20 protein-coding genes and 2 pseudogenes are annotated in these 22,940 nt (G+C 71.7%); 9 read left to right on the top strand and 13 right to left on the bottom strand.

Features of this window, described 5'->3' with window-relative positions:
• Nucleotides 1-116: 116 nt before the first annotated feature.
• From AB0N07_RS01040 to AB0N07_RS01030, 3 genes are all read left to right on the top strand, one after another.
• A complete protein-coding gene (locus AB0N07_RS01040; RefSeq protein ID WP_365830729.1) occupies nt 117-599 on the top strand; it encodes a rhodanese-like domain-containing protein in 483 nt (160 codons plus the stop codon).
• 71 nt (nt 600-670) lie between these two features.
• Nucleotides 671-1,189, top strand: coding sequence for an immunity 21 family protein (locus AB0N07_RS01035; protein WP_365830727.1), 519 nt, complete (start codon nt 671-673; stop codon nt 1,187-1,189).
• A gap of 87 nt (nt 1,190-1,276) precedes the next feature.
• Entirely contained in the window at nt 1,277-2,122 is an 846-nt protein-coding gene (locus tag AB0N07_RS01030; protein WP_365830725.1) for an SDR family oxidoreductase, read from the top strand.
• A gap of 12 nt (nt 2,123-2,134) precedes the next feature.
• Here the strand turns inward: AB0N07_RS01030 and AB0N07_RS01025 are convergent, their stop codons facing one another.
• From AB0N07_RS01025 to AB0N07_RS01010, 4 genes are all read right to left on the bottom strand, one after another.
• Complete coding sequence (locus AB0N07_RS01025; RefSeq protein ID WP_365830723.1) at nt 2,135-3,826, bottom strand: DUF885 domain-containing protein; 1,692 nt, start codon at nt 3,824-3,826, stop codon at nt 2,135-2,137.
• Between the two features lie 138 nt (nt 3,827-3,964).
• Complete coding sequence (locus tag AB0N07_RS01020) at nt 3,965-5,401, bottom strand: GNAT family N-acetyltransferase (protein ID WP_365830721.1); 1,437 nt, start codon at nt 5,399-5,401, stop codon at nt 3,965-3,967.
• A gap of 195 nt (nt 5,402-5,596) precedes the next feature.
• The gene (locus tag AB0N07_RS01015) at nt 5,597-7,177 is read right to left on the bottom strand and encodes an alkaline phosphatase D family protein (protein ID WP_365830719.1); all 1,581 of its coding nucleotides are present in this window, start codon (nt 7,175-7,177) and stop codon (nt 5,597-5,599) included.
• Between the two features lie 172 nt (nt 7,178-7,349).
• Nucleotides 7,350-8,771 carry a PLP-dependent aminotransferase family protein gene (locus AB0N07_RS01010; protein WP_365830717.1) on the bottom strand — a complete coding sequence of 474 codons (1,422 nt, stop codon included), beginning with the start codon at nt 8,769-8,771 and terminating at the stop codon, nt 7,350-7,352.
• Here AB0N07_RS01010 and AB0N07_RS01005 point away from each other — a divergent pair.
• Nucleotides 8,762-9,655, top strand: a pseudogene (locus AB0N07_RS01005) (EamA family transporter); the annotation flags it as partial. The gene AB0N07_RS01010 and the pseudogene AB0N07_RS01005 sit on opposite strands and share 10 nt — an antisense overlap.
• A 42-nt stretch (nt 9,656-9,697) precedes the next feature.
• Here the strand turns inward: AB0N07_RS01005 and AB0N07_RS01000 are convergent.
• Nucleotides 9,698-10,528 (bottom strand): alpha/beta fold hydrolase, encoded by an 831-nt coding sequence (locus AB0N07_RS01000; protein WP_365830715.1) that lies wholly within the window; start codon nt 10,526-10,528, stop codon nt 9,698-9,700.
• 111 nt (nt 10,529-10,639) lie between these two features.
• A complete protein-coding gene (locus AB0N07_RS00995; RefSeq protein WP_365830713.1) occupies nt 10,640-11,293 on the bottom strand; it encodes an NAD(P)-binding domain-containing protein in 654 nt (217 codons plus the stop codon).
• Nucleotides 11,294-11,405: 112 nt separating this feature from the next.
• On the opposite strand from AB0N07_RS00995, the gene AB0N07_RS00990 reads away from it, so the two are divergent.
• A complete protein-coding gene (locus AB0N07_RS00990) occupies nt 11,406-12,290 on the top strand; it encodes an RNA polymerase sigma-70 factor (protein ID WP_365830711.1) in 885 nt (294 codons plus the stop codon).
• Nucleotides 12,291-12,480: 190 nt separating this feature from the next.
• Nucleotides 12,481-13,242 carry a GntR family transcriptional regulator gene (locus tag AB0N07_RS00985; RefSeq protein WP_365830709.1) on the top strand — a complete coding sequence of 254 codons (762 nt, stop codon included), beginning with the start codon at nt 12,481-12,483 and terminating at the stop codon, nt 13,240-13,242.
• Between the two features lie 70 nt (nt 13,243-13,312).
• Here AB0N07_RS00985 and AB0N07_RS00980 read toward each other — a convergent pair whose 3' ends face one another.
• Entirely contained in the window at nt 13,313-14,470 is a 1,158-nt protein-coding gene (locus AB0N07_RS00980; protein WP_365830707.1) for an ROK family protein, read from the bottom strand.
• Nucleotides 14,471-14,685: 215 nt separating this feature from the next.
• Nucleotides 14,686-15,165 (bottom strand): annotated as a pseudogene (locus tag AB0N07_RS00975) (response regulator transcription factor); the annotation flags it as partial.
• A gap of 214 nt (nt 15,166-15,379) precedes the next feature.
• Between AB0N07_RS00975 and AB0N07_RS00970 the strand changes: the two are divergent.
• A complete protein-coding gene (locus AB0N07_RS00970) occupies nt 15,380-15,520 on the top strand; it encodes a hypothetical protein (protein ID WP_365830705.1) in 141 nt (46 codons plus the stop codon).
• Here AB0N07_RS00970 and mug read toward each other — a convergent pair.
• The 4 genes from mug to AB0N07_RS00950 form a co-directional block, all read right to left on the bottom strand.
• Nucleotides 15,498-16,049: a G/U mismatch-specific DNA glycosylase gene (mug, locus tag AB0N07_RS00965; protein WP_365830809.1), complete on the bottom strand. Its 552-nt coding sequence runs from the start codon at nt 16,047-16,049 to the stop codon at nt 15,498-15,500. The two genes, AB0N07_RS00970 and mug, sit on opposite strands and share 23 nt — an antisense overlap.
• Nucleotides 16,046-17,488, bottom strand: coding sequence for an adenylosuccinate lyase (gene purB, locus AB0N07_RS00960; protein WP_365830703.1), 1,443 nt, complete (start codon nt 17,486-17,488; stop codon nt 16,046-16,048). Before purB ends, mug begins: the two co-directional genes overlap by 4 nt.
• Before the next feature lie 285 nt (nt 17,489-17,773).
• A complete protein-coding gene (locus tag AB0N07_RS00955) occupies nt 17,774-18,532 on the bottom strand; it encodes an alpha/beta fold hydrolase (RefSeq protein ID WP_365830701.1) in 759 nt (252 codons plus the stop codon).
• 7 nt (nt 18,533-18,539) lie between these two features.
• On the bottom strand, nt 18,540-20,084 hold the full coding sequence (locus AB0N07_RS00950; protein WP_365830699.1) for an FMN-binding glutamate synthase family protein: 1,545 nt from the start codon (nt 20,082-20,084) through the stop codon (nt 18,540-18,542).
• Nucleotides 20,085-20,654: 570 nt separating this feature from the next.
• Here AB0N07_RS00950 and AB0N07_RS00945 point away from each other — a divergent pair.
• Together AB0N07_RS00945 and AB0N07_RS00940 are read left to right on the top strand one after the other, a co-directional pair.
• Entirely contained in the window at nt 20,655-21,263 is a 609-nt protein-coding gene (locus tag AB0N07_RS00945; protein ID WP_365830697.1) for a hypothetical protein, read from the top strand.
• Complete coding sequence (locus AB0N07_RS00940; RefSeq protein WP_365830695.1) at nt 21,260-21,952, top strand: hypothetical protein; 693 nt, start codon at nt 21,260-21,262, stop codon at nt 21,950-21,952. Before AB0N07_RS00945 ends, AB0N07_RS00940 begins: the two co-directional genes overlap by 4 nt.
• Nucleotides 21,953-22,085: 133 nt before the next feature.
• Here AB0N07_RS00940 and AB0N07_RS00935 read toward each other — a convergent pair whose 3' ends face one another.
• Entirely contained in the window at nt 22,086-22,925 is an 840-nt protein-coding gene (locus AB0N07_RS00935) for an SGNH/GDSL hydrolase family protein (protein ID WP_365830693.1), read from the bottom strand.
• Between the last annotated feature and the right edge of the window lie 15 nt (nt 22,926-22,940).

The following is a 22,940-nucleotide window of genomic DNA, read 5'->3' as shown; positions in this document are numbered from 1 at the left end:
AGCAGGGGAATCCACGGCCGGGCAAGGTGCAGGCCGGTGAATACCCCTTCTGGGAGATCATCGGCGCCCGTAGATTTCTGGCCGTAGCGACAACGTCGGAGAAAGCAGGCCAGATCATGAGCAGCACCGCGCCCGCCGTCAACCCTGTCCTGCGCGTGGCCCCGGCGGCCCCGGCCGAGGCCGCCGCCCACTTCCGCGCGAGCCTCGTCTTCCACGCCGATGTGTCGGACGTCGCCGCCGCACTCGCCTCCGACGGCCACCCCGGGTTCGTCGTCCTGGACTCCCGCTCCACCGAGTCCTGGGACCAGGGCCACATCCCCGGCGCGGTCCACCTGCCGACGGCGCTCATCCCCGAGCAGGCCGAACGGCTCCTCGACAAGTCGGTGCCGGTGGTCACGTACTGCTGGGGCCCCGGCTGCAACGGCGCCACCCGCGCCGCGCTCGCCCTCGCCGAACTCGGCTACCAGGTCAAGGAGATGCTGGGCGGCTTCGAGTACTGGGCGCGGGAGGGCTTCGAGTACGAGACCTGGCAGGGGCGCGAGCGCCGCCCCGCCGACACCCTGACGGCCCCGGTGGACGCGGAGGACTGCGGCTGCTGAAACGGGCTGCGTACCAGGAGGTACGGGGGACGGCGGATTCATGGCTTCCGCGGCCGTGTACGGTCTGCGCCATGGTGCGATACGCGGAACCCGGTGCGCTGGAATGGGTCGAGTCGGGCGGCGGGCCGCTCATTGCGGTGCCGGAGACGGTGCTGCCGTTCTGGTCGGGCGCCGACGGCGAGGAGACCGCCTCCGACTACGACCGGGCCTGCGAGGTCGACGGCTTCGTCGGGCTGCTCCCGGTCGGCGACTCGGCCGCCCTGGTCCTGGGCGACGAACCCGCCTCCACCGCGTTCCTGCCCGAGCACGCCACCTTCATACGGTGGTGGGCGGCGAACTCCGAGGCCGAACTCCTGGCCGGGGTCCCCGCGGCCCTCGCCACGGCGGACTGGGGACACGAGGTGCCCTGGGAAGTGCCCGGCACGGTCGTGCTGTTCGACTCGGCCTGGCCCGGATCCGAAACGGAGCGGACCGACTGCCTGCGGGTCGTGCTGGAACCGGGGCGGTACGCGGTGCGCGCGGCCAATGTCCAGCCGGGGCCGGAGACTTGGCTGGGCCTCGTCCAGCTGCGGCGCATCGAGCACGGATAGCCGAGCTCGAACGGGCGGGCCCGGATGATCGGTCGCGTACGGATAATTGCGTGCGCCGGTTCGAAGCGTCGCCCATCATGGTCGCCCATGCCCCGACTGCCGCACCCCGCTCCCGAAGACCTGCGCCGTGAGCCGCTGCCTCTGCGCGGCCGTACCGCCCTGGTGACCGGGGCCGGCAGACGAGCCGGCATCGGACATGCCGTGGCCCGGCGGCTCGCCGCGTACGGGGCGAGCGTCTATCTGCACCACCATGTCCCGCACGACACCGCCATGCCCTGGGGAGCCGACCGCACCGAGGACGTGATCGCCTCCGTGCGCGCGGCACTCGGCGATCCCGCGGCCCGGATCGCCGCGGGACCCGGCGACCTCACCGCGCCGGGCGCGCCCGCCGAGCTGATCGCCGCGGCCGCCTCGGCACTCGGCGGCCGGCTCGACATCCTCGTCGCCAACCACGCCCTCAGCGGCAGCGACGGCACCCTCGACACGATCGACTCCGCGATGCTGGACGCGCACTGGTCGGTCGACACCCGCTCGGTGGTGCTCCTCGTCCAGGCCCACGCCCGCCACCGCGCCGCACTGCCGCCCCGTACCCCGGGCGGACGCGTGATGATGATGACCTCCGGCCAGGACATCGCCGGCGGCATGCCCGGTGAGATCGCCTACGCCCTCCAGAAGGGCGCCCTCGCCTCGATCACCCGCTCCCTGTCGACGACGCTCGCCGAGCAGGCGATCACGGTGAACACCGTCAACCCCGGCCCGGTGGACACGGATTACGCGACCGGGGAGACGTACGAGGCGATCGCCTCCCGTTTCCCGTCGGGGCGTTGGGGCATGCCGGACGATCCCGCCCGCCTCATCGCGTGGCTCGCCACGGACGAGGCGGACTGGATCACCGGCCAGGTGATCGACTCGGAGGGCGGCTTCCGCCGCTGAGCTGCCCGGCCGTCAGAGCTGGGCGAGCTCGTCCACCAGGTCGTCCAGGCCGAGCGAGCCCTGCGAGAGCGCCGCCATGTGCCAGGCCTTGAGGTCGAACGCGTCGCCGTGCCGCTCACGTGCCTTCGCGCGCCCCTGCAGCCACGCCCGCTCGCCGAGCTTGTAGCCGATGGCCTGGCCGGGAATGGTCAGGTAGCGGGTCAGCTCGCTCTCCACGAAGTCCGCCGGCCGGCTGCTGTGGGCGCCGAAGAACTCCTGGGCCAGCTCGGGGGTCCAGCGCTCGCCGGGGTGGAAGGGGGAGTCCGCGGGAATCTCCAGCTCCAGGTGCATGCCGATGTCGACGATGACCCGGGCCGCCCGCATCATCTGCGCGTCGAGGTAGCCGAGCCGCTGCTCCGCGTCCGTGAGGTAGCCGAGCTCGTCCATCAGTCGCTCCGCGTACAGCGCCCAGCCCTCGACGTTGGCGCTGACCCCGCCGATGGTGGCCTGGTAGCGGGAGAGGTCTGCGGCGACGTGCGCCCACTGCGCGAGCTGCAGGTGATGACCGGGGACGCCCTCGTGGTACCAGGTCGAGACGAGGTCGTAGACCGGGAAACGGGTCTGCCCCATCGTCGGCAGCCAGGTGCGGCCCGGGCGGGAGAAGTCCTCCGTCGGGGGCGTGTAGTACGGGGCTGCCGCGCCGCCGGGCGGGGCGATGCAGGACTCCACCTTCCGTACCCGCTCGGCGAGTTCGAAGTGGGTGCCGTCCAGTTCGTCGATCGCCTGGTCCATCAGGCCCTGCAGCCAGTCGCGGACCTCGTCGACCCCGTCGATGTGCTTGCCGTGCTCGTCGAGGTGCGCGAGCGCCACCCACGGCGTCTCGGCGCCGGGCAGGATCTTCTCCGCTTCCTGCTTCATCTCGCCGAGCAGCCGGTGGAACTCGGCCCAGCCGTACGCGTACGCCTCGTCCAGGTCGAGGTCCGTGCCGTTGAAGTAGCGCGTCCAGCGCCCGTAGCGCTCACGGCCCACGGTGTTCGGCGCGCTCTCGATCGCCGGCGCGTACACGTCGCGCATCCAGTCGCGCAGCTCCACGACGGCCGCGGTCGCCGCGCGGGCCGCCTCGTCCAGCTCCGCGCGCAGCGCCTCGGGGCCCGCCGAGGCGAAGTCCTCGAACCAGCCGCGGCCCTTGCCGTCCGTGTCGGACCATTCGGTGAGCTGCTCGACGAACGTGGCCGTCGGGCGCGGGGCCGCGTACAGCTTGCGCTCCAGACCGAGGGCGAGGGACTCGCGGTAGCCGGCGTACGCGGCGGGCACGGCACGCAGCCGCTCGGCGACCGCCGCCCAGTCCTCCTCGGACTGGTTCGGCGTCACGGTGAACACGTCGCGCACCGAGTGTGCGGGCGTGGCCATGTTGCCGACGCGGCGGAGGCCCTCCTCGGCCTCGTGCACGGCCAGTTCGGCATTGAGCCGCTCACGCAGCAGCCGGCCGCAGCGGCGCTCGATGTCACTGTCCGCGCCGGGTTGCTGCTCGGCCGCGTCGAGCCGCGCCAGGGTCCGCCGTGCCAGTTCCGCGAGGGCCTCCTGGCCTGCGGGCGAGAGGTCGGGGAGCCTGCTCGAACTCTCCTTCACACCGAGGTACGTTCCGGTCACCGGGTCGAGGGCGATGAGCTCGTCGACGTATGCGTCGGCGACCTCGCGGGGCAGCGGGTCAGTGGTCTGTGACATGCGGTCCATCCTCATACGAGTGGCCGCCGCACGTCATCCGGATTGAGCCGAGGGCGTAGGACGTGCTCCGGGATACCTCCGTACGCGAGACGGCCCGGCGTTCCCGCCGGGCCGTCCCCAGATGTCCTGTGCCGGGAGCTAGTCCCGTGCGATCCGCTCGCCGACCTGCTCCTGTGCCACCTCGTACGGCAGCCGGGAGCCGGCCTGGCCCGTCTGCAGGCGGGCCGTGATGACCAGGGTGCCTTCTTCGATCTGGTAGTCGAGGGGGAGCCCGAGGCCCCGCATCGCCGCGACCATGCCGGTGTTGGAGGCCTGTGTCACGGCGTAGACGCTCTCGCAGTTCGCCTCGGCCGCCATCGCCACCAGCCGCTCCAGCAGTTCAGCGCCGACGCCGCGGCGCTGCCACTTGTCCTCGATCAGGAGCGCGACCTCGGTCTCGTCCCCGTCCCACAGCAGGTGGCCGAGGCCGACGAGGCGTCCGGATGCGGTCTGCACCGCGAGGGTGCGGCCGAACCGCGGGCTGAGCAGGTGGCTCAGGTAACGGTCCGCGTCGCCGACCGGCCCGTGGTAGCGCATGCCGAGGGTCCGCGCCGAGCACCGCTCGTGCATCGCCTTCGCGGCGTCCAGGTCACGTGTGTCGGCCCGGCGTACGGTGATCTCGTTGCCCTCGGGCAGCGTCAGCACGTCCTGGCTGTGCGGCACGCGCGGTCCGAGCCGGGCGTCCAGTTCCACCAGCGCCCGCGCCCGGGCGAACTCGGTCGGGGTGAACGGCAGATACGGCCGCTCCACGGTGATCACTCCGCCCTCCGGCGCCCGCAGCCGCATCACGGTGTCCTCCAGCACACCTTCCACGGGCACGCCGCCAGGACCGCGGCCGCCGCCGACCGGCGTGGCGGGCAGCTGGCGGATGGTGCACCGGCCCAGCAACTGCCTGAGGGCGAGCGGCAGTTCGGCCGCGTCCAGGGCGGTGCGGGCGGCCAGACCCAGGACCCGGGTGGGGGCGTCCACCAGATCGTGGGCGTCGGCCCGCTCGATCCAGGTGTCGGTGCCCCCGGCCAGCGAGACCACCTTGGTGAGCTCGGAGGCCATGAGCCCGCCGGGAGCCCGCAGCAGGAACTCGTCCACCGTGCCCTCCGCCAGCGGATGCGTCTGCAGGCTCAGGATGTCGACCTGCCGTCCGGCCAGCGCCGTGCACAGCGCGGCCAGCGACCCCGGTTCGTCCTTCACCGTCGTCCGCATCCGCCACAGCACGCTCTGACCGGGCTCGGTCTCCGGCGTCGCCGAGGACTCGTCGGACGGCCCGGCCTGCTGCTTCTGCGGCAGCGACCGGGCGTCGGTATCACCGGCCGGAGGTGCGTGACCGTGACGGCGTGTCCACCAGGTGTGGAACCCCGCCGTGGCGGCCAGGGCGACCGCGGAGATCACCAGCAGCGCCGGACCGTCGGGCCCGTGCCCGACCAGGTTCGCCACGCCGTCGGCCACGGCGACGGACGTGAACAGGGCGGCGAGTTCGACGACGTCGCGCCGCCAGTGGTGCACGGGACGGCCGTGCTTTGCACGGGTCACATCAGACATTTCTCGACTCATGCAACCACTGTGAAGGAAAGGTGTTGCGTGATCACGAACGCCTTGTGACTGATCGGTAAAGTGTCGTTATGCTCCTTTTGTAGCTGCGAACACGCATGCGAGGTGGCGAGCTCGCGGCTGCGGAACGGCACCGCGCACCGGGGGATGACGCCGGTGCGCGGCCCACGGGAAAGCGTACGGGAGTTACTGGCCGACCCGGCCCGGCTGCAGCACCTGCGTGAAGAGCACGGTGCCGTCGTATTCGCGCAGCCGCACCGTCAACTCGCCGCTGTCCCCGTCGATGTCGACCTCGCCGAAGAACTGGTAGCCCTGGGCCGGCGAGACGTTCGCGGTCGTCGGCGCCTTCACGAAGACCCGGTCCGGGCCGAAGGTGCCGTCGAGTGCGTTGGCCGGGAAGGCGCCGGCGTTGAGCGGGCCGGACACGAACTCCCAGAACGGCTCGAAGTCCTTGAACGCGGCCCGTGACGGGTCGTAGTGCTGGGCGGAGGTGTGGTGCACGTCGGCCGTCAGCCACACGGTGCCGGTGATCCGCCGGTGCTTGATGAACCGCAGCAGTTCGGCGATCTGCAGCTCGCGGCCCAGCGGGGCGCCCGGGTCGCCCTGCGCGACGGCCTCGAAGTTCGGCTTGCCCTCGACCGGGTCGGGCACGACCAGTCCGAGCGGCATGTCGTTGGCGATCACCTTCCACACCGCGCGGGACCTGGCGAGTTCCCGCTTGAGCCACTCCAGCTGCTCGCGGCCGAGGATGCCCACCGGGTCGGTGGTCTGGTTGTCCGGCGAGTTGGCGTTGCGGTAGGTGCGCATGTCGAGCACGAACACGTCCAGCAGCGGGCCGTGGCTGACCTTGCGGTAGATCCGGCCGTCCGGGCGTCCGCTGATGGTGGAGATCGGGAAGTACTCGGAGAAGGCCTGCCGGGAGCGCAGCGCCAGGTCGTCGAGCCTGGTGCCGGCCGGGTAGGGCGTGCCGGTGCCGATGACCTCGCCCGGGTACCAGTTGTTGCGCACCTCGTGGTCGTCCCACTGGATGATGTTCGGCACCTGGGCGTTGAACCGGCGAAGCGCATGGTCGAGCAGGTTGTAGCGGAAGTTGCCCCGGTAGTCGTCCAGGGTGGTCGCGACGTGCGACTTCTCCTCGGTGGTGATGTTGCGGTACAGGCTGCCGTCGGGCAGCGCCTGCGTGGCGGAGATGACGCCGTCGGCGTAGATGTTGTCGCCGCTGCACAGGAAGAAGTCCGGGTCGACCTTCGCCATGGCGTCGAAGATCCGGTAGCCGCCGATCGACTCGTTGATGCCCCAGCCCTGTCCGGCCAGGTCGCCGGACCACACGAACTTCACGCCCTGGCGGCGCTTCGCCGGGGCCGTACGGAACGTGCCGGTCACCGGCTCGCCGGTGCGGCGCGGGTCGTCCGGGTCGGCCAGCAGCACGCGGTAGTGGATCTGCTCGCCGGACGGCAGCCCGTGCAGCCGGGTGGTGCCGGTGAAGTCCGAGTCCGCGCCGAGGAGCGGGCCGTGCCATCTGCGCGGGTTGCGGAAGGACTCGGTCGCGGACGTCTCGACGATCATCCGGGCCGGACGATCGGAGCGCACCCATACCAGACCCGAGCCGCAGGTCACGTCTCCCGCCTGTACACCCCAGTTCGCGCTGGGCCGGCCGGACAGGGCGAACGCCGGTGCCGCGCCGAGGGAGGTGGGCAGGGTCAGGGCCGCCGATGCGGCGAGGGAGCCGCGCAGGACGCTGCGACGACCAGGGAGCGAAAGGGACATAGGGGGCCTCCAGGACGGGATCCGGCCAGTGTGCGGTGCCACAACTACTCGGGCGCCGCAGCGCACACGGAAACCACAAGTGAACAACTGACCACCGAGGCAAGGGAACTGGTGTGCGGTATCAGTGGCCCCGTCGACGCTAGGGTTGAGCCATCTGCCGGTCAGCCGATGGTCATACGGCGGTGGCCTGGGCCATCAGCCGTATGCCGTCGCGGATGCGTGCGGGTGGCTGATACGCGTACCCCAGAACCAGCTGCACGTCCCCGCTCTCGACGTGCCCGTGCGTGTAGTCCGCCAGCCCGCGTACGGCCACCCCGGCCGCCGTCACCCGAGCGAGGAACCGCTCCAGGGGGCCGTACCGTTCGGGCAGCCGGACGATGACGTGCAGTCCCGCCGCGATCCCGGCGACCTGTGAGCCTGGGAAGTGCTCCTGCAGCGCGGCAAGGAGCGCATCACGCCGCTCGCGGTACGCCCGCTGGCAGCGGCGGAGCTGGCGGTCGTAGTCGCCGCGCTCCACGAAGCGGGCGAACAGTGCCTGGTCGAGGGTGGGATGGCCGAGGTCCATGGTGCGCTTGCGCTCGACGACCTCCTCGGCCAGCGCCTCGGGCACCAGCAGCCAGCCCAGCCGCAGACCCGGGGCGAGTGACTTGCTGACGGAGCCCGTGTAGGCCACGTGTTCCGGGTCCAGTCCTTGCAGCGCGCCCACGGGGGCACGGTCATAGCGGAAGTCGCCGTCGTAGTCGTCCTCCAGGACGAGCCCGTCCGCGGACCGCGCCCAGTCGAGCAGTTCGGTGCGGCGGCGCGCGGAGTAGGCGATCCCGGTGGGGAACTGGTGGGAGGGCGTCGTCACGACGGCCCGCACGCCCGAGTCCCGCAGCGCTCCGACGACGATCCCCTCCCCGTCCAGGGGCACGGGCACGGTGGTGACACCGGCCGAGGCATACAGCGCGTCGTGCTGGGGGCTGCCCGGATCCTCGACGCCGACCGTGCGCAACCCGTGTGCGTGGAGCGCGAATCCGAGCAGCGTCGTCGCCTGCGCCACCCCGGAGACGACCACGATCCGCTCCGGATCCGCGACCACACCCCGGCGGCGCGCCAGGAGCTCCGCCAGGGCGGTACGCAGCTGGGGCAGTCCGCGCGGGTCGGGGTAACCGAGGTCCCGGTGGGGCAGTTCGGCCAGGACCGCGCGTTGCGCCGCGGCCCAGGCGGCGCGCGGGAACAGCGACAGATCCGGGGTGCCGGGCACGAAGTCGGCGCGCGCACCGGGGGAGCGCGGGGCGAGATCACGCGCGCGTGGCGGCGCGGCCCGCACCGCGCCTCCCACCCAGGTGCCCGCACCCCGCCCGCTGCGCAGATAGCCCTCCGCCGCCAACTGCTCGTACGCCTCGGTGATCAGCCCCCGTGACACCCCGAGGTCGGCGGCGAGATCCCGGCTCGACGGCAGCCGGGTGCCGGGTGACAGCCTCCCCGTGCGCACGGCCTCACGCAGCGCCGCCTGCAGCGAACGTCCACGCGTGCGTGCGGGCGCGGAGGCGGCCGGCAGGAGCAGCTCCCAGGCGGGCGTGCCAGCCTGATTGGTCTCCGATGATGTCATGGAAATGGACCTTAAACCGGACCGCGGCGCTGCCTAGCGTCGCTGCCATGAACGCCACCACCACCCGTGGAGCCCTTCTCGCCGCCCTCGCCTGTGTCCTCGTCGGAGGGTCCTTCACCGCGAACAGCGTCCTCGGCCACTACCCGTACGCGGGCGGCCAGTTCCTGCGCTACGGCCTCGCCTGTCTGCTGCTTCTGCCGCTGGCCGGCCCGGGAGCTTCGGCGCGACTGCGGCTGCTCGGGCCCCGCCAGTGGGCCCGTCTCGCCCTGCTCTCCGCGGTCGGCATGGTCGGCTTCAACCTGGCCGTCATCGCGGCCGAGCGCTCCGCGGAACCGGCGATGCCCTGCGTCTTCGTGGGCTGCGCGCCCGTGGTGGTGGCCGTCGTCGTCCCGCTCCTGGAGGGCCGCCGTCCTCAACGCCGGGTCCTGTACGGCGCGCTGCTGGTCGCCTGTGGCGCCTTCACGGTTCAGGGGTGGGGGCGTACGGACGGCACGGGGATCGCCTTCTCGGCCTGCGCGCTGGCCGGCGAGGTCGGTTTCGCCGTGCTCGCCGTGCCCGTTCTGCGGCCCCTGGGCCCCCGGCTGCTGTCCGCCACGGTGTGCGGCCTGGCAGCGGCCGAGTCCGCGGCGGCCGGACTGCTCGCCGACGGAACGGCGTGGCTGCGGCGCCCCGACGCCACCGAGACCGCCGCGCTGCTGTGGCAGGCGGCGATCGTCACCGTAGTCGGCTTCGTGTGCTGGTACATGGGCATGCAGCGGCTCGGCGCCGAGCGCGCCACGCTGTTCTCCGGCCTCATCCCGGTCGCCGCCGCCTGCACGGCCCCGCTCGTCGAAACGGGTTCCTACGGGGCCGCACAGGCCGTCGGCAGCGCGTTGGTCGGCGGCGGAGTCGCCCTCGGATCTGGCGCGTTGAGCGTGAGGCGTGGGTCAGCGGCTGCCGTCGAGGATGACGCGGGCGACCAGCGCCGGATCGTCGTTCATGGGGCAGTGCCCGCAACCGGGCAGCCGCACCAGCCGGGCGCGGGGGACGATCTGCTTGGCGCGCACCCCCTGGCGGCGTACGAGCAGCATGTCCCTGGTGCCCCAGGCCACGGTGACCGGGATGGTGGGGATGTCGTCGGTGAACCGCACGGCGCTGCCGGCCCGCAGGGTCGCGTCGAACCCCGTCGCCTGCGCCAGGGCCAGCGTCTCGGCGACCACGGCCTCGGGTGAGCGGCGGCCCGGGCGGGCGTAGATGGTGCTGGTCAGCATGGTGCGGCCGGCCGCCGAGCGGGACAGCCGTTCCACCAGGGGCAGCGGCAGCCGCCGGGAGATGTGCCGCATCGTGACCAGCACGCCGAAGGCGTAGCGCCGCTCGGCCTCGGACCAGAACCCGGCCGGGGACAGAGCGGTCACGGACCGCGCGAGCTGCTCGCGGCCGAGCTCCAGGGCGAGCAGACCGCCGAGCGAGTTGCCCGCCACATGCGGACGGTCGAGTTCCAGCGCCTCGCAGAACGCGCCGAAGACGGCCGTCGTCGTGGACAGGTCGTAGGCGAGCCCGTCGGGCAGGGCGGGGGAGACACCGAAGCCGGGCAGATCCACGGCGATCACATCGCGCTCGGTCGCCAGGATGTCCACCACCGGGTCCCAGGCCTGCCGGTGGTGACCGATGCCGTGCAGCAGGAGCAGCGGTTCGCCGCTGCCCACGCGCGCGTAGGAGACGGTCACGGGCTGCGGGCCCCCTGGAGAGGGGACCTTGAAGGAGACGGTGGCGGGCATGGGGGTGCTCCTCGTCTGGGGCTCGCCGGCGGACGCTGTGTAGACAGCTTGTCAGCAATTGCTACCGACGGGTAGCCCCTGGTGGCGGCGGACCTCACGACGGCACCGCTTTCAACGGCCCCTGCGCACCTCCAGGTTGAACTCCGCATGCCCGAGATGCCGGAAGAGATCGAGCCACAGGGGCAGCAGCATCTCCACGCTGCGGGCCGACCGGATGCCACCCAGGTCGAGCACCCGGTGCGGCGGCCACCCGAACTCCCCGAGCATGCCCCTGACCTGCTCCTTGGCGCCCGCGTCCTCGCCACACACGAAGACCTGGTGCTCGCCCGGCACCAGCGCGGGATCGACCATCACCTTGCAATTGACCGTGTTCAGCGTCTTCACCACGCGCGCGTGCGGGAAGGCGCGCTGGATCTGCTCGCCCACGCTGTCCGACTCCACGGGAGACAGCCGCACCTCCCCTTCCTCGAACACCATCGGGTTGGAGACGTCGACGACGACCTTCCCGTCCAGATTCGCCGCCCCGGCCGCCTCCAGCGCGGCGAGCGCCACCCGCCCGCCGACGGCGACCACCACCGCCTCGGCGGACGAGGCCGCCTCCGCGAACGTGCCGGCCCGCGCCCCGGCGCCCGCACTCCGCGCCCACTCCAGGGCCACGGGATTGTCCTTCGTGCGCGAGCCCAGCGTCACCTCGTGGCCGAGCTCCGCCAGCCTGCCGCCGAGCGTGCGGCCGACGTCGCCCGTGCCCAGAACCGCGTACCGCATCGCCACCTCCGCACATCCGGCCGCCGACCGCCGACGGCCCGCGGGCCATTCTGCTCCGGGACACCGCGGATTTCTCCTGGACATGTCCGGACGCGTCGCATGGGATGGGACCGTGACCACCGACACCGAGACCGACGTCTTCGAAGAGCACCGCCCCGTCCTGCTTGGGGTCGCCTACCGCATGCTCGGGCGGGTGGCAGACGCGGAGGACGTGGTCCAGGAGGCCTGGCTGCGCTGGTCCGGCGCCGACCGGAGCGAGGTGCGCGAACCGCGCGGCTACCTGGTGCGCATCACCACCCGCCTCGCCATCGACCGGCTGCGCCAGATCAAGGCTCGCAACGAGGCGTACGTCGGTCCGTGGCTGCCCGAGCCCTATGTGACCGACTTCGGGGACACCGTCCCGGACACCGCCGAGCGGGCCGTGCTCGCCGACTCCGTCTCGCTGGCCGTCCTCGTCGTCCTGGAGTCGCTGTCACCGCTGGAGCGGGCGGTGTTCGTGCTCCGCGAGGCCTTCGGCCACCCGTACGCCGACATCGCCGTGATGCTCGACCGCGGGGAGGCGGCGGTCCGCCAGCTCGCCGGTCGGGCCCGCAAGCACGTCGAGGAGCGGCGGCCGCGCTACGAGGTGGACCCCGGCCGGCGCCGTGAGCTGACCGAACGGTTCCTCGCCGCCGCTGCGGAAGGGGACCTGGAAGGGCTCATGGCGCTGCTGGCGCCCGACGTACGGCTGGTGGGCGACAGCGGCGGCAAGTCCAGGGCACCGCTGCGGGTCCTGGAGAGCGCCGACAAGGTGGGCCGCTTCCTCGTCGGGGCCGCCCAGAAGGGTGTACCGGACCAGTCCTTCCGGTTCATGGAGCTCAACGGCGGCCTCGCGGTCGTCGTGCTGTCCGCGGGCAAGCCGGACAGCGTCTTCCAGGTGGATGTCTTCGAGGGGCGCATCCAGTCGCTCTACGTCATCCGCAATCCGGACAAGCTGCTCTCGCTGCCCTCCGCGTAGGCCACGAGGACGGTCCCGTACGAACACCGTGTGAACCCTGCGCTGCGAGCTCCCTGTGTCGCGCCCATGGGATCCAGGATTGGTCTTGACCAAGGGTTTGGGCCGCCCTATGGTCGCAGATAAGTGCAACAACCTTTAATAAACAAGGGCGCTAAAACGCCGCCGGACCACGGCGATTGCGGAGGACAGGGTGGGGACCACGCAGTTGGAATCGGTGCCGGAACCGAAGTACTGGCATCTCAAGACCGTGCTCAGCGAGGCACTGGACTCCGAGTTCTCCGTGGGCGAGATCCTGCCCAACGAACGCGACCTGGCCGCCCGCTTCGGCGTCGCGCGCGCCACGCTTCGGCAGGCCCTGGAGCAGCTCGAACTGGAAGGCAGGCTGCAGCGCCGCCGCGGTGTCGGGACGACCGTCGCCCCGCCGCGCGTGGGCGTCGCGGTCGGCACCGAGCAGCACGCCTGGCCGGGGGCCTCAGGGGACGTCTGGCAGGCCGTCGACTGCACCCCCGCGGCCCCGCCCGCGGCGGTCGCCGCCGCACTGGGGACGGGCCCGGAGGAGACCGTCTACACGGTGCGCCGCTCGCGCGTCTCCCACGGCCAGCCCGTGGCCGCGGAGCTGCTCTACGTCCCGGCGTCCTCGGTGCCGGACCTCTCGGCCATAGACGCGCCGTCCGGACCGGCACGCGCGCGTGCCGTGCTGCGCGAGCTGCAGCGCCTTGAGCTGGAGGGCCGCGAGAGCGCCGTCGAGCTCGGTTCCGCCCGCGCGGACGACGCCAAGGAACTGGACCGCCTCCCGGGGGCGCCCGTCCTCGTGGTCACCACCCGCTTCCTCGCCGACGGCCGCACCGCGGCACTCTCCGTCGCCACCTACCGCGCGGACACCTGCCGCCTGACCTTCGGTGACTCGGGCGGCGTGGAGATCCACCAGGGGCCCGAGCGCCAGGCCTCCTGAGCCCCGGCCCCGCCGGACCTGCTGTGCCCCGGAACTGCTCCGGGGCACAGCGCGTTGCGGCGCCGCCGGCTCAGCGCCGCGCCGTCACCGTGCCCTCGACCGCGAACAGTTGCTCCTCCACGTGGTCCAGGGCGAGCCGCAGCGCACCCGTTGCCACTGCCGCCTCGCCCAGCAGTGACAGGGCCACCTTCGGCGGGCGCAGGCAGTAGCGGGCCAACTCGCGGCGCAGGGGCGCAAGGACGCCGTCCAGGCCGGCCGCCCAGCCGCCGACGACGACGAGTTCCGGGTCGAGCGCCAGGACCAGGGCGGCCACGTCGTGCACGAGCCGCTGGATGAAGCGGTCGACGGCCGCGCGGGCCCGCTGGTCGCCCTCGCGGGCCTGCGCGAACACCTCGGCGACGGCCTGTTCGTCGAGCGGGTGCAGTGGTTCGTCCGTGGTGGACAGCAGCGTCTCGGGGGTCACCTCGCGGCCCAGCAGATGCAGCGCGCCGATCTCGCCGGCCGCCCCGCCGTACCCCCGGTGCAGCTGCCCGCCGATCAGCGAACCGGCCCCAGGGCTCAGCCCGGCGAGCACGAACACCACGTCGTCGGACTCGGTGGCCGCGCCCTTCCAGTGCTCGGCGACGGCCGCGGCATTGGCGTCGTTCTCGACCAGCACCGGGCACTTGAAGGACCGGCTCAGCCGCTCGCCCAGGCGCAGCCCCGTCCACTCGGGCAGCGCCGCGCACAGCCGCACCGTGCCGTCGGCCTCGACGATGCCGGGTGAGGCGACCCCCACGGCCCGCAGCGAGCCGCGTGCGACCCCGGCGCGGCGTAGCAGTTCGGCCACCGCGGTGCGCAGCCGCTCCAGGCGTTCGTCCGCCGGAGCCGTCTCGTCGACGTCCTTGGCGACCGAGCCGAGCACCCTGCCGTCCAGGTCGGCGAGGAGCGCGGCGACCCGATGCGAGCCGATGTCCAGGCCCAGCAGATGCCCCGCCTCCGCCCGGAACCGGAAGCGCCGCGCAGGCCGCCCCTGGCGTCGCACCACGCTGTCGTCGGTCGCCTTCTCGACGACGTAACCCGCCTCGATGAGGCCCTCGACGACACCCTCGACGGTCGGCCGGGACAGCCCGGTCACACGGGTGATCTCCGTCAGTGTCGCCGCGTCCGTGGCACGCAGCGCGTGCAGGACCACCGCGGAGTTGATCCTTCGCAGCAGCGAGGGATCCCCGCCGGTCAGCCGCCCCAACGTCCCGTCCTCCCAGCTCGTGCGCGTGTTGGCCGGATCGTACCGGGTCGCTCCGCCGGGTTGTGCCGCTTGGCGGTGCCGCGACGGGTCGTCTTTCGTCTGCCGCGCCGTTGTGGCTGGTCGCTCCCCCACTCTCGGCTGCGCTCGAGCGGGGGGACCCCCATCGCGGCGGAGCCGCATACGGACACTGCCCCGCGCCCCTTTGGAGCGCTCAATCAGCCCGGGGCTACGAAGCCTGACTCGTATGCGGCGATCACGGCCTGGGTGCGGTCGCGTGCACCCAGCTTTGCCAGGATGGCGCTGACGTGCGACTTCACCGTCTCGGTGCCTACGACGAGCCGGGTGGCGATCTCGGCGTTCGACAGGCCCCGGGACATCAGTCGCAGCACCTCGGCCTCCCGTTCGGTCAGGCGGGCTCGGTCCATCGCGGCGCGGGCGGCCCGGTTTCCCTCGCCGGCGCCGTATTCGGCGGCCAACTGCCGTACGGACGCCGGGAACAGCAGTGACTCGCCTTCGGCGACCAGGCGCACCGCGTGCACGATTTCGGCCGGGCGGGCCCGCTTCAGCAGGAACCCGTCGGCGCCCGCCCGCAGCGCCTCGCAGACGTAGTCGTCGTTCTCGAACGTCGTCACGACGAGGATCTTCGGCGGATCGTCGACCGTTCGCAGCACCGCGCGCGTGGCCTCGATGCCTGACACCTCACCGATTGTCAGTGCCGGCCGCTTCACTGGATCACATGGACATCGCGAAGGACCTGGCCCGGACCGGCCTGCTGTGCACCGAGGACTTTCCGACGGAGCACAGCGGGCCGCGGATCGCCGCGGGCGGACCCGGCTACCACCTCACCCCGTCAGGGACGGGCCCCTGGCCGAGTGTGGACGATCTGTACGCCTACCCGAACCCTGGGACGTGCTCAGCGCCCGGGCGGACGACCTGCGTACCTGGGAGGCGAACGGCACGGGACGCCGGGGCAACCTGGCTGTCGCCGACCGCAACACCGAGGAGGAGCCCGGACTCCTCCTCATGGTCACTGAGACAGACCCGCCCTGACCCGCAGCCTCCCGAACTCCTCGGCCATCGCCTCCACCGTCCAGTGTGCATTCAGCCCGCTCGGATTAGGCAGCACCCACACCCGTGTCTCCCCGAACGTCCGCTCCTGCGGCCCCACTTGGGCCCTACGGTCGTCGAACGCCGCCCGGTACGCCATGACTCCCGCCACCGCCAGCCAGCGCGGCCGCAGCCGTGCCACCTTCAGCGCCAGCAGCCGCCCGCCCTCGCGATACTCCTGCGGGCCGAGCTCGTCGGCCCGCGCCGTCGCCCTGGCCACGACGTTCGTGATGCCCAGCCCGTACGACGGCAACTCGCTCTGCTCCGACGGCTTCAGGAGCCGGGGCGTGAAGCCCGACCGGTGCAGCACCGGCCAGAAGCGGTTGCCGGGACGGGCGAAGTGATGTCCCGTCGCAGCCGTCATCAGGCCAGGGTTGATGCCGCAAAAGAGTACAGAAAGGCCGTCCGCGACCACGTCCTGGACGAGGCGGTCGCGGGCGGCCTCCAGTTCCGTCGCGGTGAAGCGGGTCAGAGGATCGCCCCCGGCGTGTAGCCCGCGGCCTCCGGGTGCTGCTTGACGATCTCCTCGACACGGCCGACGACCACGGAGACCTGGTCGGCGGCGGCGCCCGTGAAGGACAGCTTGTCGGCCATCAGCGCATCCAGCTGGGCGCGGTCGAGCGGGATGCGCTCGTCGGCGGCCAGCTTGTCCAGGAGCTCGTTGCGCTCGGCGCCCTGCTCGCGCATCGCGAGGGCGGAGGCGACGGCGTTCTCCTTGATGGCCTCGTGCGCCAGCTCACGGCCGACGCCCGCGCGCACCGCACCCATCAGCACCTTGGTCGTGGCCAGGAACGGAAGGTAGCGGTCCAGCTCACGGGCTACGACCGCCGGGAACGCGCCGAACTCGTCCAGCACCGTCAGGAACGTCTCCAGCAGACCGTCCAGCGCGAAGAACGCGTCCGGCAGCGCGACCCGGCGCACCACCGAGCAGGACACGTCACCCTCGTTCCACTGGTCGCCGGCCAGCTCGCCGGTCATCGACGCGTAGCCGCGCAGGATGACCATCAGGCCGTTGACGCGCTCGCAGGAGCGGGTGTTCATCTTGTGCGGCATCGCCGAGGAGCCGACCTGGCCGGGCTTGAAGCCCTCGGTCACCAGCTCGTGCCCGGCCATCAGACGGATCGTCTTGGCCAGCGAGGAGGGAGCCGCCGCCAGCTGCACCAGCGCGGTCACGACCTCGTAGTCCAGCGACCGCGGGTAGACCTGGCCCACCGAGGTGAACGCCTGCGAGAAGCCCAGGTGCTGGGCGATCCGGTTCTCCAGGTCGGCCAGCTTGCCCGCGTCGCCTCCCAGCAGGTCCAGCATGTCCTGGGCCGTACCGACCGGGCCCTTGATGCCGCGCAGCGGGTAGCGGCCGAGGAGCTCCTCGACCCGGCTGTGGGCGACGAGCAGCTCGTCGGCGGCGGTCGCGAAGCGCTTGCCGAGGGTGGTGGCCTGTGCCGCCACATTGTGGGAGCGGCCGGCCATGACCAGTTCGCCGTACTCGCCCGCCAGCTTGCCGAGCCGCGCCAGGACCGCCACCGTGCGGTCGCGCATCAGCTCCAGCGAGAGCCGGATCTGCAGCTGCTCCACGTTCTCGGTGAGGTCGCGGGAGGTCATGCCCTTGTGCACGTGCTCGTGCCCCGCGAGGTCGTTGAACTCCTCGATCCGCGCCTTCACGTCGTGCCGGGTGACCTTCTCGCGCTCGGCGATCGAGGCCAGGTCGACGGTGTCGAGGACACGCTCGTAGTCGGCGATCGCCGCGTCCGGCACCTCGATGCCGAGGTCCTTCTGAGCCTTGAGCACGGCGAGCCAGAGCTGCCGCTCCAGCTTCACCTTCTGCTCGGGCGACCAGAGCGTGGCGAGCTCGGCGGAGGCGTAGCGTCCGGCGAGGACGTTCGGGATGCGGGGCTTGGCGGGCGCAGAAGTCACGTGTCCAGATTCTACTGGCGGTTTGTGCAGGCCGGCGCCACGGGTGCCTTCGGCGGAACCTACGAGACCTGTGTCACGCGGGCTGGTCGGCTGAGCCGGGAGCGGGGGTCCGGGGGCGGGACCTTACGCCGCCGGGCCCTCGTACGGCAGGAGTTCCGGGCGCTTGGCCGGTCGGCCGTCCCCGGACGGTGTGACACCCATGGCCGCCGAGCTTCTCAGAGGCCTCTGCCTGCGCGTCTCGTCGCAGGCAGAGGCCTGTCACGCGACGTCCTCTCCTGAGGGTCGTCAGGCGTGGATGTACTGGTCGGCCCAGGCGCTGATGATGTGGGCGGCTCGCTGCGCCTGCCCTCGTGCGGTCAGGAGGTGGTCTGCTCCTTCGAGCGAGACGAAGCTTCGCGGGTGCTGAGCCTTGAGGAAGATCTCCCCGGCGTCGGCGATATCGACGGTGTCGTCGGTGGGCGAGTGCATCACGAGCAGTGGCCGGTCCAACTCACGGACCTGGTCGTGCAGACGGGCACGGCGGACGTCCTCGACGAAGGCCCGCTTGAGGACCAGGGTCCGCCCGCCGACGAACCACTCGTGCTGCCCGTCACTGAGCACGCGATCCACGACCGCGTCGTACTGGTGCTCCACGTGGCTGGGGTCGGCGGGCGCCCCGATCGTGGCGACCGCGCGGACGCCGGTCGCCTTGGCCGCCGCGGCGATGGCGGCGGCGCCTCCCCACGAGTGACCCACCAGCAGACCCGCGGGAGTCCCCCGCTCTGCCATCAGGTTTGCAGCTCGGACGGTGTCCTGGATCTTGACGGTGAAGGAGCCGTCCCCCCAGTCGCCGTCGGAATCGCCGATCCCGAGGTTGTCGTAGCGCAGCATGCCGATCCCCTCGCGGGCCAACTGCCTGCTGACCCGCGAGGCGGCCGGCGAGTCCTTGCCGAGCGTGAATCCGTGGACGAAGATCCCCCAGCCCCGGACCTGGCCCTCCGGCAGGTCGATCGACCCGGCCAGCTCGGGGCCGACGACACTCTGGAATCTCACTTCTTCGGGCATGTTGCGATCACTCCGGCCGGCTGTTCGCGGAGGTCGGCGTGGAGACGAGCAGTTCGGTGATCTCCTTGGCAAGGTGCGGGCCGAGCTCGCCCCAGCCGTCCTTGTAGCCGTAGACGCCGGCCAGGGTGCGGGCCTCGTAGTCGCCGTTCATGATCTCGATGTCGTTGGCGGTGATGAGCGCCGGGTGGGCAACCCCGACGGCCGCCGAGACCTTGGTCAGCTCCTTGCGCAGGGTGCGCAGGTAGACAGCGGCCCGGGTGGCCTTCGAGGCCGGGTCGAGGCCGCGGGCCAGCCACTGGTTCTGGGTGGCGATGCCGGTGGGGCACTTGTCCGTGTGGCACTTCTGCGACTGGATGCAGCCGATGGACAGCATCGCCTCACGGGCCACGTTGACCATGTCGGCGCCCAGGGCGAAGGCGACCGCGGCGTTCTCGGGCAGGCCGAGCTTGCCGGAGCCGATGAAGGTCAGGTCGTCGGCCAGACCCAGCTCGGCGAAGGCGCCGTAGACCCGGGAGAAGCCCATCCGGAACGGCAGCGACACCGAGTCGGTGAAGATCAGGGGCGCCGCCCCGGTGCCGCCCTCGCCGCCGTCGACGGTCACGAAGTCGACACCACGATCCCCACGCGCCATCAGCGTGGCCAGCTCCTGCCAGAAGCCCATCTCTCCGACCGCGCTCTTGATCCCGACCGGCAGACCGGTCTCGGTGGCGAGCAGCTCGACGAAGTCGAGCATCGAGTCGACGTCGCTGAACGCGGTGTGCCGCGACGGGGAGGCGCAGTCCTTGCCGATGGGGATGCCGCGGATCCGGGCGATCTCCGGGGTCACCTTCGCGCCCGGCAGCATCCCGCCCAGCCCCGGCTTGGCGCCCTGGGAGAGCTTGATCTCGATTGCCTTGACGGGGGCGCTCGCGACCACGTCCTTGAGCTTGTCGAGGTTGAAGCTGCCGTCCTCGTTGCGGCAGCCGAAGTACGCCGTACCGATCTGAAGGACGAGGTCGCCGCCGTTGCGGTGGTACGGAGACAGCCAGCCCTCGCCCGTGTTGTGCATCGTGCCCGCCAGTGCCGCCCCCTTGTTGAGCGCCGTGATGGCAGCGCCTGAGAGCGAGCCGAAGCTCATCGCCGAGATGTTCACCACGCTCGCCGGCCGGAACGCCTTGGCGCGCCCCCGCGGCCCGCCCAGCACCTTGGCCGAGGGCAGTGGAGCGAGCGGGTCGTGCACATCGGGCAGCGTGCCGGCGAACGTGCGCTGCTTCAGGTAGGCGTGCCCCTGCACATGCTCGACGTCGACGTCGGTCCCGAATCCGAAGTAGTTGTTCTCCTCCTTCGCCGACGCGTAGATCCAGGACCGCTGGTCACGACTGAACGGCCGCTCCTCCTCGTTGGAGGTCACGATGTACTGCCGCAGCTCCGGTCCGATCGTCTCCAACAGGTACCGGGCGTGCCCGATCACCGGGAAGTTCCGCAGCAGCGCGTGCCGCTTCTGGACAAGGTCGCGGGCTGCCACCAGCGCCACTGCTGTTGCGGCGATGGCGCCGATCCTCCGGGCCTGCATGAAGATTCCTCCTCGAGGCACGGCTCCATCGCCATGCGGTGGAGCCCGCTTGTGTCGCATCGGGTGCCGGACGGCGCACACGGTCAAGGGCGCGCCAGCGCCATCCAAGAAAGGCGAACCGACTCTAGAAGGCCACACGAATATGCACAGCGACGGCGATCACACCACCCGAACGACCGGCCCAGGGCTCGCCCGCACACAAGCGCCGGACATCAGCCTGCTGTTCGACCTCGCCGGTTCCTCTGACCTGCTGATCTTGGTTCGTTCCCGAGACAGCGGGACGGCCGTTCTCCACGCTTCGAGGTGTCGAGCAACGTCGCGTGAGATTCCAGCCCACGCAGGCTCCGAGGACGCCCGCCCCGATGACAGCAACACGTTCAGGCGGCTTCACAGACCCGATCCCCACGAAAGCCTCCCCGGAGCATGGGTGAACTGCCGTTTCCGCTATGCAAGTACCGGTGACCGCATGCTGATGTCCCATGTCTCCAGGTGATCAAGGGGAGGCGTCGGCCGTTGCCGGTCCGTCACCCCGCTCTTCAGCCCGATGACCCCGTTCGTCACACTGACGCCGTGCCTCGAACAGCCACCGCCACCTCGTCCCGGCAGGTCCGCCGCCTCACCACGATGGCGTACTTCGGCCCGCCGGTGATCGTCGGGCTGTCGTTGCTGGCCGCCAACCCGGACTGGAGCGGGCTCGGACTGGTGCTCGGGACCTTCGCGCTGATCGCGACTCTCTCACTGATGATCATCGCGGCGCCGAACGGGTGGTTGATCGTCGGCGGGGTGATCGTGGGGATCGCCGCGCTGTCCGGACCGGGGCCGGTGCTGCAAGCGGAGGTGATGGCGCACCAAGGGCAGCGGGTGGAGGTGCGAGTCACCTCGGTGCAGGCGTATCAGGGCAGGCACGGGCCGGAGTACACCTGCCGTCTGGGGCGGGTGGACGGCAAGCCGCTCAACCACGCCGAGCTGGGCAACGACTCCTGCGACGGACCGATGGAAGTCGGGCAGACCGAGGACGTGCTCGTCGACCCGCACGGCTGGACGGCGCCGGAGCCGGCCGAGACGGACTACAGCGGGGTCGACATCGCCGCGTGGGCCTTGCCGGTGGTGCTGGTGCTCTTCGAGCTGCTGGTCTGGCTGTCCCGGCGGGTCGGGCTGCACCGGTTCGAGGGCCGATGACGACGGCCGGTTCCAGGAAGAACGTGGCCTGGCCCCCGCACGTGGTGCGGCGGCTCGCCCGCATAGCCGCGCTCGCCCCGCTGCTGATGGTGGGCATCGGCGTGCTCGGCACCAGCCCGGACTGGTTTCCGGCGGCGCTGATCCTCGGTCTGCTGACCGTGGCGCTCGCGATCGCGGTGCTGATGGCGACCGCGACCAGGAGGTGGGTGTTCTTCGCCGGACTGATCATCCAACTGGCCGTCGTGCTCGGTTCCGGGCTGGTCTTCCAGTCCGCGCTGATGCAGAGCCAGGGGCGGCGTACTGAGGTGCGGATCACCTCGGCGTACACCACCGAGGGCAAGACCGGCCCGATCTACCACTGCAGGCTGAAGCGGACCGACGGCAGGCCGATGGCCCACGCCGACATCGTCGGCATGGGCTGCAACGGCACGGAGGACGCCGGCACCACCGAGGACCTGCTGGCGGACCCGAGCGGCTGGCTGGCCCCGCAGCCCGCCGATGCCGACTTCAGCAACCTCCCCGTCGGCGTCGTGGGAGTCGGCGTCGCGTTCGGGTTGTGGGAGCTGACCGTCTGGCGGACTCGCCGGATCGGCCTGCGCGAGGCCGCGGCGAACCCGACGGCGCCCGGTCGACCGAGGGACAGGCCGAGCGCCGACAACCGGAGCAAGAAGAAGCGCAAGCGGCGCTGAGCGCTCCGCGGGATGTGCGGCGATGGGCCGCCGACCGTCCGCGGCCCAGTCGTGGCTGGTCGCGCAGTGCCCCGCGCCCCTCTGGGCGCAGCTCAGCCAGAACTACCCAGCTGCAAAACGGCCGGTATTGCAGCTAGGACCCCACCCGTCGCCAGTCCGTCACAGGGCCGGGGTTTGCGTGGTCCGCAGGGGTGACCCAGAAGGCTTTGCCCAGCTCAGCGCTGAAGTGGGCGCCTGTCCGTCCGTCCCCCGAGGAGCGGCCCGTCAGGCGGCGGCCGATCCACGGCAGCAGGTGCTGCCGGGCGAAGCGGACGTCCGCCACCCGTCGCGCGGCCCAGCCCGGAGGCGGGGTCGCCGCCATGGGCGTGTGCCACTCGGCGTCCTCGGGGTCGTAGCCGAGCGTCTGCCAGACCGCCTCGGCGACCCTGCGGTGCCCCTCCGCGGTCAGGTGCAGCCGGTCGACGTCCCACATGCGCGGGTCGGAGAGCGAAGCAGCCCCGTACAGGTCGACGACCACCGCGCCGTGCTGCGCGGCGAGCTCGTCGACCGTGGCGAACAGTTCCTCCATGCGTGGCCGGAAACGGTCCAGGACCGGTCCCTGGCGACCGGGGCTGTGCATCAGCACCAGCTGCTTGCAGGCCGGGGCCAGCCGCTCCACGGCCTCGGTGAGCAGCCCCCGTACCCGCCCCATGTCGCACTTGGGCCGCAGGGTGTCGTTGAGGCCGCCCACCAGCGTGATCACATCGGGCTGCATGGCGGCCGCCACGTCGACCTGCTCGTCGACGATCTGCCCGATCAGCTTGCCGCGCACCGCGAGGTTGGCGTACCGGAAGCCGGGGGTGACGGCCGCCATCCGGCCGGCGAGGAGATCGGCCCAGCCCCGGTAGGAGCCGTCCGGCAGCAGGTCCGACATGCCCTCGGTGAAGGAGTCGCCGACCGCGACCAGGCTGGTGTGTATGTGGTTCTTCTGCATGGCGGAAGAAATGGT

The organism is Streptomyces sp. NPDC051172 (genome assembly GCF_040682555.1).
Lineage (GTDB): Bacteria > Actinomycetota > Actinomycetes > Streptomycetales > Streptomycetaceae > Streptomyces.
The sequence above is the reverse complement of the archived record's forward strand: the minus strand, read 5'-3'. Positions and strand labels throughout refer to the sequence as shown.